The sequence below is a fragment of the Williamsia herbipolensis genome (genome assembly GCF_000964005.1).
In the GTDB taxonomy this organism is placed as follows: Bacteria; Actinomycetota; Actinomycetes; order Mycobacteriales; family Mycobacteriaceae; genus Williamsia_A; species Williamsia_A herbipolensis.
Map to the genome: position 1 here is coordinate 26364 of NZ_JXYP01000006.1, position 16044 is coordinate 42407.

Consider the following 16044-nt stretch of genomic DNA (forward strand, 5'->3'; position numbering starts at 1 on the left):
AGTGGTGCGTGCAATCGAAGGAAACGCTGGGGGACGGATCCGAGGCCAGGTCATCGACGACTGCCCGACGATTCCCGGCGCCGCCGAGCCACGACGTGGACCGGCTGTAGCGACGACGGCGACCGACGATCGGGGTAGACGATGTCAACAGGAGTCCATATGAAGAATGCGTTCGACGATTTCCTCGATGAGACCGGCAACATCCACTTCAGCGACGACGACACCCTGGTCGACTACGTAGAGCGCAACGTCCGCGAGAAGGCCGACACCCTGGCCTACCGGTTCATGGACTACAGCCGTGAGCGCGACGGCGAGGCCATCGAGCTGACCTGGGCACAGTTCGGCAAGCGCCTGCGCGCCATCGCCGCGCGCCTGCAGCAGGTGACCAAGCCGGGCGACCGCGTCGCCATCCTCGCGCCGCAGTCACTCGAGTACGTCATCGGATTCTTCGGCTCGCTGTACGCGGGCAACATCGCGGTGCCGCTGTTCTCCCCGGACGAGCCGGGCCACACCGACCGCCTGCACGCGGTCCTCGGTGACTGCACCCCGAGCGCGATCCTCACCGCGTCGAAGTCGGCCGAGGCGGTCCGCGACTTCTTCAAGCACCTCCCGGCCAAGGAGCGGCCGCGTGTGATCGCGGTCGACGCCGTCCCCGACTCGGTCGGCGAGACGTGGCGCCAGCCGATGCCGCACCTGCACGACATCGCCTACCTGCAGTACACCTCGGGGTCCACGCGTACCCCGGCCGGCGTCGAGATCACCTACGAGTCGGTCTCGGCGAACGCGCTGCAGATGATCGAGGCGATGCATCTCACCGACAACTCGCGGGGCGTGACCTGGCTGCCGATGTTCCACGACATGGGCCTGCTCACCATCATCATCCCGGCGCTGGGCGGCAAGTACATCACCATCATGAGCCCGGCGGCGTTCGTCCGGCGGCCCGGTCGGTGGATCAACGAGCTCGCCGCACTGAGTGACGGCGCAGGCACCTTCGCGGCGGCGCCGAACTTCGCCTACGAGCACGCCGCGGCCCGTGGCCTGCCGCGTGACGGCGAGACCCTCGATCTGAGCAACGTCATCGGTCTGATCAACGGCAGCGAGCCCGTCACGGTCAGCTCGATGAAGAAGTTCACCGAGGCCTTCGAGCCCTACGGCCTGTCGAAGACCGCGATCAAGCCCTCCTACGGCATGGCCGAGGCGACGCTGTTCGTCTCCACCTCCACGCGCGACACGGAGGCCAAGGTCATCTACGTCGACCGCGAAGCCCTCAACGAGGGTCGGTTCGAGCTCGTCGACGAGACCACCCCGGGTGCCGTCGCGCAGGTCTCCTGCGGACAGGTCGCGGTGAGCCAGTGGGCGGCGATCGTTGACTCCGAGACCGCCACCGAGCGCCGCGACGGCCACGTGGGGGAGATCTGGCTCAACGGCATCAACCTCGGCCACGGGTACTGGGGCAACGAGGCCGAGACCAAGAAGACGTTCCGCAACAGCCTGATCCACCCACTGGAATCGGGCAGCCACGCCGAGGGCGCGCCGGACAACGACCGGTGGCTGCGCACCGGCGACTACGGCGTCTGGTTCGAGAACGAGCTGTACGTGACCGGTCGCGTGAAGGATCTCGTGATCGTCGACGGCCGCAACCACTACCCGCAGGACCTCGAGTTCAGCGCGCAGGAGGCCAGCACCGCGCTGCGCCCCGGGTTCGTGGCCGCGTTCGCCGTGCCCGCCAACCAGCTGCCCGCCGAGGTGTTCGCATCGTCGGCGAGCGGCCTGAAGTTCGACGCCGACGACGCCTCCGAGCAGCTCGTCATCGTCGCCGAGCGCAACACCGGTAAGCGCGCCGATCCGCAGGAGGTCGCCGACATCGTGCGCGCGGCCATCGCCCAGCGGCACGGTGTGATGGCGCGTGACGTGCTGATGGTGCCCGCGGGATCGATCCCCCGTACCTCCAGTGGCAAGATCGCCCACACGGCGTGCAAGAACGCCTACATCGACGGAACGCTGCGCGGTGGCCACACCCAGACGGCCTTCCCCGACGCTCCTGACGCCACTCCATAGACTGGATCTCGATGTCTGAACTGAATAGCGACACCCACGTCCCCACAGCACCCGACGCTGACCCGGCGACCAGCAACGACGGCGAGACGGCCGGCGATCTGACGGTCGCCGAACTGCGCGACTGGTTGCGGGACTGGGTCTCGACCGCCACCGGCATGCCCGCCGACCAGATCTCCGACGACCGTCCGATGGAGGAATTCGGTCTCGCCTCGCGTGACGCGGTGGCCATGGCCGCCGACATCGAGGACAAGACCGGGGTCCTGCTCACCGCGACCGTCGCCTACCAGCACCCCACCATCGCGTCGCTGGCCAAGCGCATCATCGAGGGCGATCCCGACGAGGGTCTCGAGGTCGACGAGGACGCGGCGTTCTACCACCGCGATCGTCCCGCCGACGACGACATCGCGATCGTCGGTGTCGCGACCCGTTTCCCCGGCGCCGGCCACACCCCGGAGTCGACGTGGGATCTGTTGATCAACGGCCGCTCGGGCACCGGGGATCTCCCCGAGGACCGGTGGACGGAGTTCAAGGCCGAGCCGCGCCTGGCCAAGGTGCTCGCCGAGAGCAACATCCGCGGTGGCTACCTCGACGACGTGAAGGGCTTCGACGCCGACTTCTTCCAGATGTCGCCGCGCGAGGTCGAGATGGTCGACCCGCAGCAGCGGCTCGCGCTCGAGCTCACGTGGGAGGCACTCGAGCACGCACACATCCCGCCGAGCGATCTCAAGGGCGGACAGGTCGGTGTCTACATCGGCAGCTCCACGAACGACTACCAGATGCTCGCGGTCGCCGATCCCGAGGCGATGGGCGACACCGCGGCGTACGCGCTGACCGGTACGTCGACGGCCATCGTCGCCAACCGCGTCTCGTACTTCTACGACTTCCACGGCCCGTCGGTCGCGCTCGACACGGCGTGCTCGTCGTCGTTGGTCGCCGTGCACCAGGCCGTGCGCAGCCTCCGTTCGGGGGAGACCGACGTGTGCGTCGCCGGTGGCGTCAACATGTTGATCTCGCCCGCGGCGACGCTCGGTTTCGACCGCGTCGGTGTGCAGGCGAAAGACGGTCGTATCAAGGCGTTCTCGGCCGACGCCGACGGCATGATCCGCGGCGAGGGCGGCGGGTTGATGATCCTCAAGCGCGTCGCCGACGCGCGCCGCGACGGTGACACCATGCTCGCGATCATCGCCGGCTCGGCGGTCAACTCCGACGGGCGGTCGAACGGTCTGCCCGCGCCGAACCCCGAGGCGCAGGTGGCGATGCTGCGGACCGCCTACCGCGACGCCGCGATCGACCCCCGCTCGGTCGACTACATCGAGGCGCACGGCACGGGCACCATCCTCGGTGACCCGATCGAGGCCGATGCGCTCGGACGCGTCCTCGGGCGCGGCCGCGACATCGACAAGCCGACCCTGCTCGGCTCGGCGAAGACCAACTTCGGCCACCTCGAGTCCGGTGCGGGCGCGGCGGGTCTCATCAAGCTGGTGCTCGCGCTGCAGAACGACAAGCTGCCCCCGTCGCTGAACTACGCAGGCCCCAACCCCTACATCCAGTTCGAGGCGACCCGACTGCGGGTCATCACCGAACCCACCGACTGGCCGCGCTACGCCGGTCACGCCGTCGCGGGTGTGTCGGGCAACGGCTTCGGCGGGACCAACGCGCACGTGGTGGTGCGCGAGGTGCTGCCCACCGACCTCGTCGAGCCGACATCGGTACCGGTGCCCGCGACGTCGGGGGTCAGCGATCTCGATCAGGCCGATCTGTCGCACTCCTCGGCCGACCGCGGTGACATCGACCCGTACGACGACGATGACGACGAGTACCTGACCGACGCCGAGAAGGCCGCGCGTGGCATGTTCGCCACGAGCGCCGCCGCGACGGTCGAGGAGATCGCCCCGACGGTCGATCCGCTGGCCGGATACGCGCCGAGCACGGTGGCCGGAGCCGTGGTGCCCCTGGTGATCTCGGGCTTCCTGCCCTCGCGTCGCCGCAAGACCGCGACCGACCTGCTGGAGTGGCTCGAGTCCGACGAGGGCCGTGCCACCCCGCTGGCCGACATCGGTCGATCGCTGGCCCACCGCAACCACGGCCGCAGCCGCGCGGTGATCATGGCCCACAGCCACGACGACGCCGTCGCCGGAGTGCGCGCGGTGGCCGAGGGCAAGAACAGCCCGCTCGTGTTCAGCTGCGACACCCCCGACCCCGCGTCGGCGGTGTGGTTGCTGTCGGGCTTCGGCTCACAGCACCGCAAGATGGCCAAGCAGCTCTACCTCGACAACCCCGTGTTCGCCGCCGCGGTCGACGAGGTCGACGGCTTCGTCCAGCACGAGCTCGGCTACTCCATCGCGGAGATGTTCACCGACGACGAGCAGACCTATGGCATCGAGACCGCGCAGGTCGGCATCTTCACCATCCAGGTCGGCCTGTTCGCGCTCCTGCGCCACCACGGCGCGCAACCCGGTGTGCTGGTGCCCCATTCGATGGGCGAGGCATCGGCGGCGTACCTCAGCGGCGGGTTGTCGCTCGAGGACGCCACGCGCGTCATCTGCCAGCGCTCGCGTCTCATGGGCGAGGGCGAGGCCAGCCTCGAGGGCGACGACATCCGCCTGATGGCGCTGGTGGAGTACAGCGCCGACGACATCATCGGCGTCCTGGCCGACTACCCGGGTCTCGAGATCTGCGTGTACGCCGCCCCGACCCACACCGTGATCGGTGGACCCGAGGCCGAGGTCGACGCGATCGTGGCGCGGGCGGAGTCCGAGGGCAAGCTCGGTCGCAAGCTGCAGACCAAGGGCGCGAGCCACACCGCGCAGATGGACCCGCTGCTCGGTGAACTCGCCTACGAGCTCACCGGCATCGAGCCGCTGCGCCCCACCGTCGGCTTCTACAGCTCGATCGACCGCGAGACGTTCTATCGTCCGGGCCACGAGCCGGTCCACACCATCGACTACTTCACCAAGGGCCTGCGGCACTCGGTGTGGTTCTCGCAGGCCATCGCGAAGTCCGTCGAGAACGGGCACCGCACCTTCATCGAGTTGTCGCCCAACCCGGCGGTGCTGATCTCGGTCGCCGCGGTCACTTTCGGTGCCGGTCTGCACGACGCCGAGCTCATCGAGACGTTGCGGCGCAAGGAGGACGAGAACCTCGGCTGGGTCACCGCCCTGATGAAGCTCTACGTCCACGGCCACCGCGTCGACGTGGCGTCGCTGTTCGGTGCCGGCGAGTTCGCCGACATCCCGCGGACGCGCTTCGAGCGCAAGGACTTCTGGATGCGTGCGGTCATCAACGGCGGCGCGGGCGCCAATAGGGTCCCCGGCTCGCACGTCGCGCTGCCCGACGGCCGTCACGCGTGGGAGGTGGCCGCCTCGGTCGTCACCGATCCGCGGGAGCTCGTCGCGGCCGCCGCGACGCAGGTCCTCACCGACGTCCGGGTCGGCGCGGTCGAGACCCGCGGCGAGATGCCCACGGCCGGAACCGTCACCACCACGTTCACCCCGCACCCCGGTGGCGGTTCGCTGCAGGTGCACGGCAAGGACGCCGGCGGTGCCTTCACACTGCTGGCCGACGCCGTGGTCACCGCGGGCGCCGCACTGGGCGGCACCGCCGTCGCGGGCGAACCCATCACGACCCCCACCCCCGCCGAGGCGGCCCGCGCGTCGGGCTTCGTCGACGAGCGCGTGACCGTCGAGCCCGAGATCGTCGAGGACGCCGGTGCGCGATGGGATCCCGAGAGCGGACAGAGCGTCGGCGACCGTGTCGCGTCGATCATCGCCGAGTCCATGGGCTACGAGGCCGAGGACCTGCCGCGGGAGATCCCGCTGATCGAGCTGGGTCTCGACTCGCTGATGGCCATGCGGATCAAGAACCGTGTCGAGTACGAGTTCGACATCCCGCAGATGCAGCTGCAGGCGATGCGCGAGGCCGATCTGCGCGACGTCGTGAAGTTCGTCAGCTACGCCGTGGAACACCGCGACGAGGTGGCGGCCCTCGCCGCCGACGCCGAGGGTGGCGGCGAGATCGACACCGCGGCCATCGCCGAGCTGATCGACTCGACCTCCACACCGGCTGCCGCGGCCGCACCTGCCGCCGAGCCGACCGCCCCTGCGGCGGAGCCGGACCCCGTACCGACCGAGACCGCGCCGAGCGAGCCCGCACGACCCGCCGCGCAGGCGGGCGACCTCATCAGCCAGGCCGCGGTGGCCGCGGCCGCGGGTGCCGACGTGCCCCCGCGTGATGCAGCCGAGCGCCTCACCTTCGGTGTGTGGGCCATGGTCACGGGCACCTCGGCCGGCGGCATCTTCAACCCGCTGCCCGTGCTCGACGAGGAGACCGCCGAGAAGTTGACGGCACGGCTCTCCGAGCGGGCCGGCGGCGAGATCGACATCGAGGACGTGCTCGACGCGCAGACCATCGAGGACCTCTCGACCTACGTTCGCGAGCAGCTCGAGGGCGGACAGGTCGACGGCTTCGTGCGGTACCTGCGCACAGTCGAGAACCCGACCCGCCCACCGCTGTTGCTGTTCCACCCCGCGGGTGGGTCGTCGATGGCGTACGAGGCGCTCATCAAGAAGTTGCCCGCCGACCTCCCGGTGATCGGTTTCGACCGGGTCGAGGGCAGCATCGAAGAGCGTGTGCTGCAGTACATCCCGAAGCTGCGCGAGGTGGTCCCGACGGGGCCGTACGTGCTGGCGGGGTGGTCGCTCGGTGGCGCACTGGCCTACGGCTGCGCGCAGGTGCTGCGTGAGCAGGGCGAGGATGTCGCGATGGTGGCACTGCTCGATGCGGTGCGGCCCAACGGTTCTCCCGAGGAGACGACCGACGAGAAGCGTGCGCGCCTCGAGCGGTACATGACCTTCGCCAAGCGCACCTACGGTGTCGACGACGTGCCGGTCCCGATGGACCGACTCGTCGAGGCCGACGACGAGGGTCAGTTCCGCATCATCATGGAGCTGCTCTCGATGAGCAACGCCAAGATCCCCGGCGGCATCATCGAACACCAGCGGACGTCGTTCCTCGACAACCGCGCGTTGTCGACGATCACCCCGACCCGGTACGACGGCAAGGTGGTCCTCTACCGCGCCGACAAGATGCAAGACGGCGCAGTCGAACTCGAGCCCCGGTGGGGTGACATCCCCGAGGACGGTCGCTGGGGCGAGGTCGTCGACGACCTGGAGATCGTGCACATCGGCGGCGATCACCTCGCGCTCATCGACGAGCCCTACATCGGGCGGATCGGCGCGGATCTCACCACGCGGCTGGCCGACATCACGCGGCCCTCGGCCGCAGCGAGCGCCTCAGGAGGCACCAAGTAGTGGACACCACCGCAGCCAAGCTGGCCGACCTCCGCGCTCGACTGGAGGTCGCGAAGGAACCGGGCGGCGAGAAGGCGATCGCCAAGCGCGCCGCCAAGGGGATCTGTTCTCCGCGTGAACGCCTCGCGATGCTGTTCGATCCGGGTACCTTCGTCGAGTTCGGTCAGCTGGCCAAGCTGCCGGGGTCCGACTCGAGCGGTTACGGCGACGGTGTGGTGACCGGACACGGTCTCGTCAACGGGCGCCCGGTCGCTGCGTTCAGCCACGACCAGACCGTGTTCGGCGGCACCGTCGGCGAGGTGTTCGGTCGCAAGGTGTCGATGCTGATGGAGTGGGCCGGCAAGATCGGCTGCCCCATGGTCGGCATCAACGACTCCGCCGGCGCCCGCATCCAGGACGCGGTCACCTCCCTGGCCTGGTACGCCGAGATGGGGCGACGTAACGACCTGCTCTCGGGTCTCGCGCCGCAGGTGTCGGTGATCCTGGGCAAGTGCGCGGGCGGCGCGGTCTACACCCCCGCCAACACCGACATCCTCGTCGCGGTGAAGGACTCGAGCTACATGTTCGTCACCGGTCCCGACGTGATCAAGCAGACCACCGGCGAGGAGATCGACGCCGAGGATCTCGGTGGTGCCCACAACCAGGCGCGCTGGGGCAACATCCATCACATCGCCGACACCGAGGCCGACGCCTTCGCCTGGGTGCGTGACTATCTCGACTACATGCCCTCGACGTGTCACGAGAAGCCGCCGGTGATCAACCCGGGTCTGGAGCCCGAGGTCACCGAGAGCGATCTGGGGCTCGACGACTTCCTGCCCGACAACGACAACGCCGGCTACGACATGCGCGACATCCTCGTCCGCATCTTCGACGACGGCGCGTTCCATGAGGTGTCGGAGATCTTCGCGCCCAACATCATCACCGGGTACGCGCGCGTCGACGGTCACAGTGTCGGTGTCGTCGCGAACCAGCCCAGCGTGATGGCCGGTGTCCTCGACACCGACAGCTCGGAGAAGGCCACGCGATTCGTGCGTATCTGCAACGCCTTCAACATCCCGCTGGTGTTCGTCGTCGACACCCCGGGCATCCTCCCCGGCGTCGCCGAGGAGGCCAAGGGCACCATCCGCCGCTCGGGCAAGTTCCTCTTCGCCTACGTGGAGGCCGACGTGCCGAAGGTGACCGTCGTGGTCCGCAAGGCCTACGGCGGCGCGTACGCGGTGATGGGCTGCAAGCAGCTCGGCGCCGACATCAACTTCGCGTGGCCCACGGCCAAGATCGCCGTGATGGGCGCCGAATCGGCCGCGGCGATCCTGACCCGTCGGCAGACCGAGAACGCGACGCCGCACGAGGCCGACAAGATCCGGACCGACTTCATCAACTTCTACAACACGATGATGGCGACGCCGTATCTCGCGGCCGAACGCGGCTATGTCGACGCGGTCATCGAGCCCTCGCAGACTCGCCTGCAGCTGCGTAAAGCGCTGGCGCAGTTGCGGGACAAGCAGATGTCGCGCACACCGCGCAAGATGCTGTTGATGCCCGTCTAGGGACAACCCTCCCTCATGCCTGCTGCGGCTCTGAGTCGTCGGAGCACCACGTGCCCGCTGTAGCTGTGAGCTCCGGTTTCAGAGCCGGGTGGCGTATTCGATGGCCGGAGTTCCACCTCGCTTGACTGGTGCATCCGGCAGCGCGTCGGTACCGTTCGTCTGACCGAGTGGTACAGGGCGGGAGGTCGTTACCGGTGTTCGCCGACAAGCGTGCCGAGTCGCCCTCGTCGCGTCGCGTCCTGATCGTCGACCAGTTCGTGCCGGATCCCCTTCTCGGCGCCGGTCTTCCGCGTGCGCACCAGATCGTCTCCGCGTTCGTCGACGCAGGGTTCGAGGTCGACCACTACCCGATGTGGTCGAAGCGTGCCGAACGCCGACGCATGAAGGTCCTGTTCGGCAGCCGTGTCCGCTTCCGCCGCGGGCAGGGGCGGTGGGGGTTGTGGAACGTTCTCCGCACCGACGGCGCCGACTATGACGCCCTGTTCGTGAGCCGCCCTCCGACCATGCGGACCCTGCTGGCCGTGGGGTGGAAGCCGCGGTGGGGCGCTCGACGTCCACCCGTGGTCTACGACGCCGAGGCCCTGTTCACCGTGCGGGAGAAGCTCCGTCGCGCGCTGTATCCACCGGTGATGTCCGATGCGGAGTACCACGAGGAACTCCGGGCCGAACTGCGACTCATGTCCGACGCGGACGCCGTCGCCACGGCCGGATCATCAGACGCCGCCGCCATCCGATCCGGGGTCGACATCCCCACACGGGTTCTGCCCCACGCGACCACGGTTCGGCCGGATCCCCCCGCGGGGTTCGAGGAACGTCGCGACATCCTCTTCGTCGGACGTCTCGCCGGACCACCCGACCTGACCCCGAACGTCGACTCGGTCCGGTACTTCGTCCGCGAGATCATGCCGGCGCTCGACCGTCTCATCGGTGACGACTACGTCGTCCGCGTCGCCGGGATGGTCGACTCCCCGGAGATCGAGGCCCTGCGATCGGATCGGGTTCTCGTCCTCGGTGTGGTAGACGACCTCCGCGAGCTCTACGACCGATCGCGGGTGTTCGTGGCGCCGACCCGGTACTCCGGCGGGATACCCCTCAAGGTGATCGAGGCGATGAGCCAGGGTGTGCCCACCGTGGTGACCCGGCAGCTCGCCGACCAACTCGAGGTGGACGAACCCACCGTCGCGATCGGCGACGATGCCGAGGGCTTCGCCGAAGCATGCGCGCGGTTGTACACCGACGCGGGTCGATGGCGGGACGTCCGCGACAACGCTCTGGGATTCGTCGCGGAGGCGTGCTCACCGGAGGTGTTCCGACAGCGACTCGTCGAGGTCGTCGACGCCGCGATCGAGCATGCCCGTGAGGGTCGTTCGCGCTGAGCCCGAGCGAGCCGGGGACTGTGAGCGGGTCCACCGTCGGCGGTCAGGCCGAGCGGTCGGCCAGCGAGGTGGTGTGCAGGACCGTGTGGTCGTCGAGGCTGAGGACGTCGACCGTCTCGGCTGCGACCCGTCTGTTCCAGTGCCTCCCGTAGATCCGCTTCAGTCCGCGGGACATGCTGAAGCCGCCGAACAGCTGGTAGCGGCGTCGTCCCGCGACGACATCGGCGGTACGGCGACCGAAGTGGTTGAGAAAGCTGCGCTCGGTCGCGACGATCCGGAAACCCTCCTCGCGCAATCGCAGGGACAGATCGACGTCCGCGCCCCACGCGAAACGGCCGAAGGTGCGCTCGTCGAGTTCGCCCACGGCGACGAACGCCTCGCGAGTCAGCATCAACGCCGTTCCGTCGCACACCGCCAGTTCGCGGTAGGCGTCGCGCGGCTCGTACTCCGCGGCCGGCCCCTCGTGCTCGGAATGCATCGCGAAGTGCGCGCCGTCGTCGTAGACACCGACCACGGCGCCCGCGTCGTCGGGGAGCCGCTCGTCGAGGATGCCGTCGAAGAAGCCGCGCGAGATCCTGACGTCGTTGTTGAGCGTCATCCCGGCGTCGTAGCCCTCGGCGAACGCGGTGCGGAAGCCCAGGTTCGAGCCCCCCGCCCACCCGGTGTTCCGACCGGGCGTGTGCACGCGCTCGTCGGCGACCGGCGAGTAGTCGCCCTTGTTGTCGACGATCATGTAGTCGACACCTTCGCGCTCGAGATCGCCGACCAGCGCGTGGGTGTACTCGATCTGCCCGTAGACGGGGACGGTGACCAGGAGAGTCTTCGTCATGCCTTCGACTCTCCCGCACATGCGCACGATTGTGAACCCGGGTTACGAGTCTTTCGTGCGTTCGTCCGACGCGGCCGCGTGCGTCACGAGGGCTCGGCCTGCGGCCTTCGATTCGGACACTCTGACATGTGAGACCGGTCACAGATAGTCGGACCGGTGTCGGTCGCTCGTTCGATTGCGACGCCGGACGGCCGGTCGTTACGTTCGGTCTCACATGCGGTGGACGATCGAGACGAGACAGTTGGACGGGCGGTGCCCCCTGTGACACCCGCACCTTCGGTGACCGTCTGCATCCCGCTCTATCACCACGCCGACACCGTCGAACGCGCTCTGCGGAGCGTGCTCGAACAGGACCACGACGACGTCGAGATCCTCGTGGTCGACGACGCGTCCTCGGATCGCGGGGCCGAGATCGCTCGCGGTCTGATCCGTGACGGCGACCGGGTCGTCGTCAACGACGTCCGACTCGGCGCGGCCGGAAACCACAACCGCTGCATCGAGCTCGCACGGAACGAGCTCATCCAGTTCGTCCACGGTGACGACGAACTGCTGCCCGGCGCACTGTCGTCGCTGGCGGCGACGTTCACGCAGGCCGACGTCGCGATGGCGTTCGCACCGCGTCGCGTCGTCTCCGACGACCCCGAGTTCCTCCGGTGGTGCAGCGTTCTCCACCATCGGTTCCGAGCGCTGGGGACCGTCAACCGCGCCGACGACCTGATCACCGAGTACATGCTGCGCGGAGCGCTGAACAACTGGTTCGGAGAACCCACCTCGGTGATGTTCCGGCGGTCGCACGCGGTGCGCGCCGGCGGTTTCCACACCGAGATGGTGCAGTCGTTCGACATGGATCTCTGGTTGCACGTCAGCGCCGGCGGTCGGATCACCTTCGTCGACCGGGAACTCTCCGTGCGACACCACACCGGGACGACGCTCAGTGCCGCCAACCAGGCGGAATGGAAGGAGTGGATCGACCGTCCGCGCCTGATCTGGGCCGTCGTCGCCGACTCCGCGATGCCCTGGCGCGCACGGCTCTACGGGGCGATCTGGACCCTCAACAGCCACCCCTTGTCGATGGTCTACGCGCTGCGCGGACCGCGCGGGCAGAGACTCCGACGCCTACGCCTCGTGCTCGCACTGCCCTTCCACGAGTTCGCCCGAGCGCGCCGGCTGCGCGCGCACCGTGACTGACGGGGTTCAGCCGAACTCGGCGGCGTTCTCGGGGGCCGAGTCGGTGGGGATACGCAGCGCCGACAGCAGGTCCTTGTAGAGCGGGCTGCTGGCCAGGAGCTCCTCGTGGGTGCCCTGGGCGATGAGGCGCCCGTCCTGCAGCACCACGATCATGTCGGCGTCGACCACGGTCGACAGTCGGTGGGCGATGGTGATGACCAGACCGGTGCGGGCGTGGTCGACGATCGCGTCGTGGATCGCGTGCTCGGTCAACGCGTCGACCTGGGCGGTCGCCTCGTCGAGCAGCAGCACCGGGCGGTCGGCGAGCAGCGCGCGGGCCACGGCGATGCGCTGACGCTGACCACCGGAGAGCGAGTTGATCGACACCTCGGCGTCGAGCCCTCCGGGAAGGGTGTCCACCACGCTGCGCAGCGACAGACGGTCGAGGACCTCGTACATCGCCTCGTCGGTCGCGTGCGTGTTGATCAGTCGCAGGTTCTCGCGCAACGTGCCCGGGATGAGGGGCGACTCCTGCTCGACGTAGGCGAAGTGGGTGCGTGTGGTCGACGCCGAGACATCCTGGTAGGCATGGGTTCCCAGACGTAGCTCGCCGCTGTCGGGCTCGAGGAACCGCAGCAGCAGCGAGAGCAGGGTCGTCTTGCCCGCGCCGGAGGGGCCGATGAGGGCCACGTGGCCACGGCTCGGCATTCGCAGGTCGATCCCGTTGAGCACCGGATCACCGTCGGGATAGCTGGCGAACACGTTGCGCAGCAACATCCCCGAACCGTCGCCGGTGGGGACACTGCGCTTGGGCTGCCACTCCGCGACGGGGTGACCCGCGCGATGCCGCGGACCGGTGCCGTTCGAGCCCCCCTGCGGTGAACCGCCCTCGATCGGCATGGCGTCGACCTGGCGGATGCGTCGCGCCGCGGCGAGTCCCGCCTGCAACTGGGTGAGGCTGGTGCTGAGCTGACCGATCGGATCGCCGATCTGGAATGCGTAGAGAAGGAACGCCACGAGGGTGGAGACGGTCATCGCACCCGAGGACACCCGTACCGCGCCGAAGGCGAGGATGGCGAGGATCGAGACCTGCACGCCGGTGAACGACGTGGTGATGGCGAGCGCCTGACGCCGCACCGCGAACATGTTCAGATCACGTGAGCGCGCGGCGATCTCGTCGAGCCGGGTCCGCACCCGCTCCTCGGCGATCGCGGCCTTGATGGATTTGATGGCACGGAGGTTGCCGTCGAGTTCACCGCCGAGTTCGCCGACGGCGGCCTGGGCGCGCTCCTGTGACTTGGCGATCGAGGGCAGGATACGGCCGAAGAGGAACGTCAGGACCAACACCGCGATGAGGGTGACGCCGACGAGGGTGATGTCGAGGATCGCCATCATGACCAGCGCGCCCACCAGCATCACCACGCCGTTGACGCCACCGACGACACTCGAGGACGCGGCTTCGCGCAGCAGCACCGAATCCGATGTCACGCGGGTGACGAGTTCCCCGACGGGGCTGCGCTGCAGCGGGGTGAGCCGCGCGTAGAGGAAGCGGAGGTTCATGCGACGTCGAGCGTCGTAGACCACCCCCTCGGACAGGTTGCCGAGGGTGACCAACTGCCACCACTGGGCGGCCGCGCTGATGATCACCAGACCGATGAGGATCGCCAGGGGTGGGATGAGACCGGACTTGCCGCTGACCGAGTCGAGGATGTGTTTCGTCGCCAGAGGTGTGCCGAGGCGCGCGGCCGACCCGATCAGTCCCGCCACGATGGCCAGCGCGAACAGCGGCAGGCGTGGACGGATGAGTTCCCAGAGGAGACGTGTGCGAGGTGGCTCGACCTCGTGCGTCGGTTCTTCGCCCATGCGCAACAGTGAACCAGAGTTCCCGACCGTCGCCCGAGTTGCGGCCGTGACAACGGCCACGTTCCTCAGCCCGTCGTGCCGCCCGAATCGGTACCGCTGGAGGACTGTCCGCCGCCACCACCGCTGCCGCCGGGGTCGGAGGCGCCGCCACCGCTCGACGGCGCCGGATCGGTGTTCGGCGGTGCGGCGACGGGCGGTGCGGTGACGGGCGGGGGCGTGACCGTCGACGGTGCGGGTGTGGGTGCCGCGGGTCCGGTTGACGGTCGTGACGGGGTGCCACCGTCACGGGTCGGCGACGGGGTGGCGGCGCCGGCGGCATCGGTCTGCGGTGCGACGACGGGACCGGGCGCGACGGGTCCGACACCGACACCGACGTCGGCGCCGTCGTCCCCGGGGACGACGGCATCGTCGGCAGCCGGGGCGGCGACCGGCTCGATCGGTGCGGCGGCCGGCGTGGGCGCACCGATCGCGGCGGGGGTGGGAGCGCCTGCGGGCGCCGACGTGGCGCCGGAGGACGGGGAGGAGTGCGCGGACTCGTGTCCGGCGCTCGGGACGAGACGCATCTGTGCCTCCGAACCCCCGTGGGTGGCCCACAGGGTGACGGTCACCGCACACACGACGACGACGACACCGGCCACGGCGCTGAACCAGCGCCATCCGGCCGACGCCGCGTGATGAGCCGATGGCGTTGCGGACACCTGCGCCCGCAACGCGGCCTTGGTGGCCTCGTAGTCGATCTCCTCGCGCACGGAACCGTCCTTCGTCCAGCCCCCCGGCGAGAGGAGAATAGCAGTGCGGCGTGATTGTTGGCCCAGGTCACGACCCTCGCGCTACCGCCGCGTGCGCGAGGCGCCCTCCGCGGCATGGAGGGCGGCGAGACGGGCGTTGTAGGCCGCCAGCGCGGCGTCGTCCCCGTCGATGTCGTAGGAGTCCCCGGTGGCGTCACCCTGTGAGCCGGTGGCGAGCGTCGCCTCCTGTCGGGCGCGGTCCAACCACGAGACCCGGCGCGCCTCGCCCGGCTTCCGATGCGTCTCGGCCCTGATCCACTGACCGGCGACCAGCACCAGCAGCAGCATCATCAGACCGTCGCCGCCGAACCACATGATGGCTCCGGCGATGTTCTGATCGGCCAACGCGTCGGGGCCCCACCCGAGCCGCGACTCGCCGTAGGCCGGCGCCAACGGGCGGTCGGTGAGCATCAGCACGATGCCGACGAGGGTGTCGGGGCCCATCGCGATCAACAGCGTCACGAAGCGGACCGGATGAGACAGATCGTGGCCGCTGAACTCGCCCCCGATGGTCGGCAGCAACAGCAGGTACCCGCTCACGATGTACACCGCCGTCTCCGAGGTGTGGATCCAGCCGTGCTCGCTCATCGCCTGTTGGAAACCGGTGAGGTGGGTGCCGACGAGCACCGCCGCGTACACCGGCACCGAGAACGCGGGTGAGGTGACGAAGCGGGTCACCCGGTGGGTCATCACCGCACGGACCCGTCCGGCGCCGACGGGCCCCGACGACTCCATCGCCAGGCGCACCGGCTGCGCGAGCACCAGCAGCAGCGGGATCACCATGATCAGCAACAGGTGGGTGATCATGTGCATCCAGAACAGATGGTGCGCGAAGGTCGCGGCGCTCGAGTTCAGCGTCACCACCAGCAGCGCCATCGCGCCCGACCACGCCGCGGTCCGCGACCACGGCCACGCGCCACCGGCGCGACCACACCGCGCGACACCGACGAGGTAGGCCGCGGTGGCAACGATCATGACCGCCCACCAGACCGGTGTCGCGGTCCAGTCGGTGAGGATGTCGGGCGGGCCCATCGGTGTCATGTCCACCCGACCCACTATCCCCTCGGCCGCGCCCGGCGTCGAGGATCATCGTCGCAGCTCACACCA

Annotated in this window: 9 protein-coding genes; 5 read left to right on the plus strand and 4 right to left on the minus strand. The window is 69.0% G+C overall.

The genetic code is table 11. The features are described from left to right. The first annotated feature begins 159 nt into the window (after positions 1-159). The 4 genes from fadD32 (at position 160) to TU34_RS01995 (ending at position 10290) form a co-directional block, all read left to right on the plus strand. Entirely contained in the window at positions 160-2058 is a 1899-nt protein-coding gene (gene fadD32 / locus TU34_RS01980) for a long-chain-fatty-acid--AMP ligase FadD32 (protein ID WP_045821172.1), read from the plus strand. A gap of 11 nt (positions 2059-2069) precedes the next feature. Further along, on the plus strand, positions 2070-7367 hold the full coding sequence (pks13, locus tag TU34_RS01985; protein ID WP_045821173.1) for a polyketide synthase Pks13: 5298 nt from the start codon (positions 2070-2072) through the stop codon (positions 7365-7367). Further along, positions 7367-8914 carry an acyl-CoA carboxylase subunit beta gene (locus tag TU34_RS01990; RefSeq protein WP_045821174.1) on the plus strand — a complete coding sequence of 516 codons (1548 nt, stop codon included), beginning with the start codon at positions 7367-7369 and terminating at the stop codon, positions 8912-8914. Before pks13 ends, TU34_RS01990 begins: the two co-directional genes overlap by 1 nt. A 194-nt stretch (positions 8915-9108) precedes the next feature. After that, complete coding sequence (locus TU34_RS01995; protein ID WP_045821175.1) at positions 9109-10290, plus strand: glycosyltransferase; 1182 nt, start codon at positions 9109-9111, stop codon at positions 10288-10290. A 43-nt stretch (positions 10291-10333) separates the two neighbouring features. Here TU34_RS01995 and TU34_RS02000 read toward each other — a convergent pair whose 3' ends face one another. Further along, on the minus strand, positions 10334-11119 hold the full coding sequence (locus TU34_RS02000; protein ID WP_045821176.1) for a glycosyltransferase family protein: 786 nt from the start codon (positions 11117-11119) through the stop codon (positions 10334-10336). 261 nt (positions 11120-11380) lie between these two features. On the opposite strand from TU34_RS02000, the gene TU34_RS02005 reads away from it, so the two are divergent. Further along, on the plus strand, positions 11381-12307 hold the full coding sequence (locus TU34_RS02005; RefSeq protein ID WP_045821177.1) for a glycosyltransferase family 2 protein: 927 nt from the start codon (positions 11381-11383) through the stop codon (positions 12305-12307). Positions 12308-12313: 6 nt separating this feature from the next. On the opposite strand, the gene TU34_RS02010 is transcribed toward TU34_RS02005, so the two are convergent. From TU34_RS02010 to TU34_RS02020, 3 genes are all read right to left on the minus strand, one after another. Further along, on the minus strand, positions 12314-14149 hold the full coding sequence (locus tag TU34_RS02010; RefSeq protein ID WP_045821178.1) for an ABC transporter ATP-binding protein: 1836 nt from the start codon (positions 14147-14149) through the stop codon (positions 12314-12316). Positions 14150-14214: 65 nt separating this feature from the next. Further along, entirely contained in the window at positions 14215-14898 is a 684-nt protein-coding gene (locus tag TU34_RS02015) for a hypothetical protein (RefSeq protein ID WP_045821179.1), read from the minus strand. An 81-nt stretch (positions 14899-14979) separates the two neighbouring features. Further along, positions 14980-15978 carry a cytochrome c oxidase assembly protein gene (locus TU34_RS02020; protein ID WP_045821249.1) on the minus strand — a complete coding sequence of 333 codons (999 nt, stop codon included), beginning with the start codon at positions 15976-15978 and terminating at the stop codon, positions 14980-14982. Positions 15979-16044: the final 66 nt, after the last annotated feature.

Bases quoted from the DNA above. Each gene is read 5' to 3' on its own strand.
- TU34_RS02020 (WP_045821249.1), bottom strand. From the start codon at position 15,978: ATGACACCGATGGGCCCGCCCGACATCCTCACCGACTGGACCGCGACA.
- pks13 (WP_045821173.1), top strand. From the start codon at position 2,070: ATGTCTGAACTGAATAGCGACACCCACGTCCCCACAGCACCCGACGCT.
- fadD32 (WP_045821172.1), top strand. From the start codon at position 160: ATGAAGAATGCGTTCGACGATTTCCTCGATGAGACCGGCAACATCCAC.
- TU34_RS02010 (WP_045821178.1), bottom strand. From the start codon at position 14,149: ATGGGCGAAGAACCGACGCACGAGGTCGAGCCACCTCGCACACGTCTC.
- TU34_RS02000 (WP_045821176.1), bottom strand. From the start codon at position 11,119: ATGACGAAGACTCTCCTGGTCACCGTCCCCGTCTACGGGCAGATCGAG.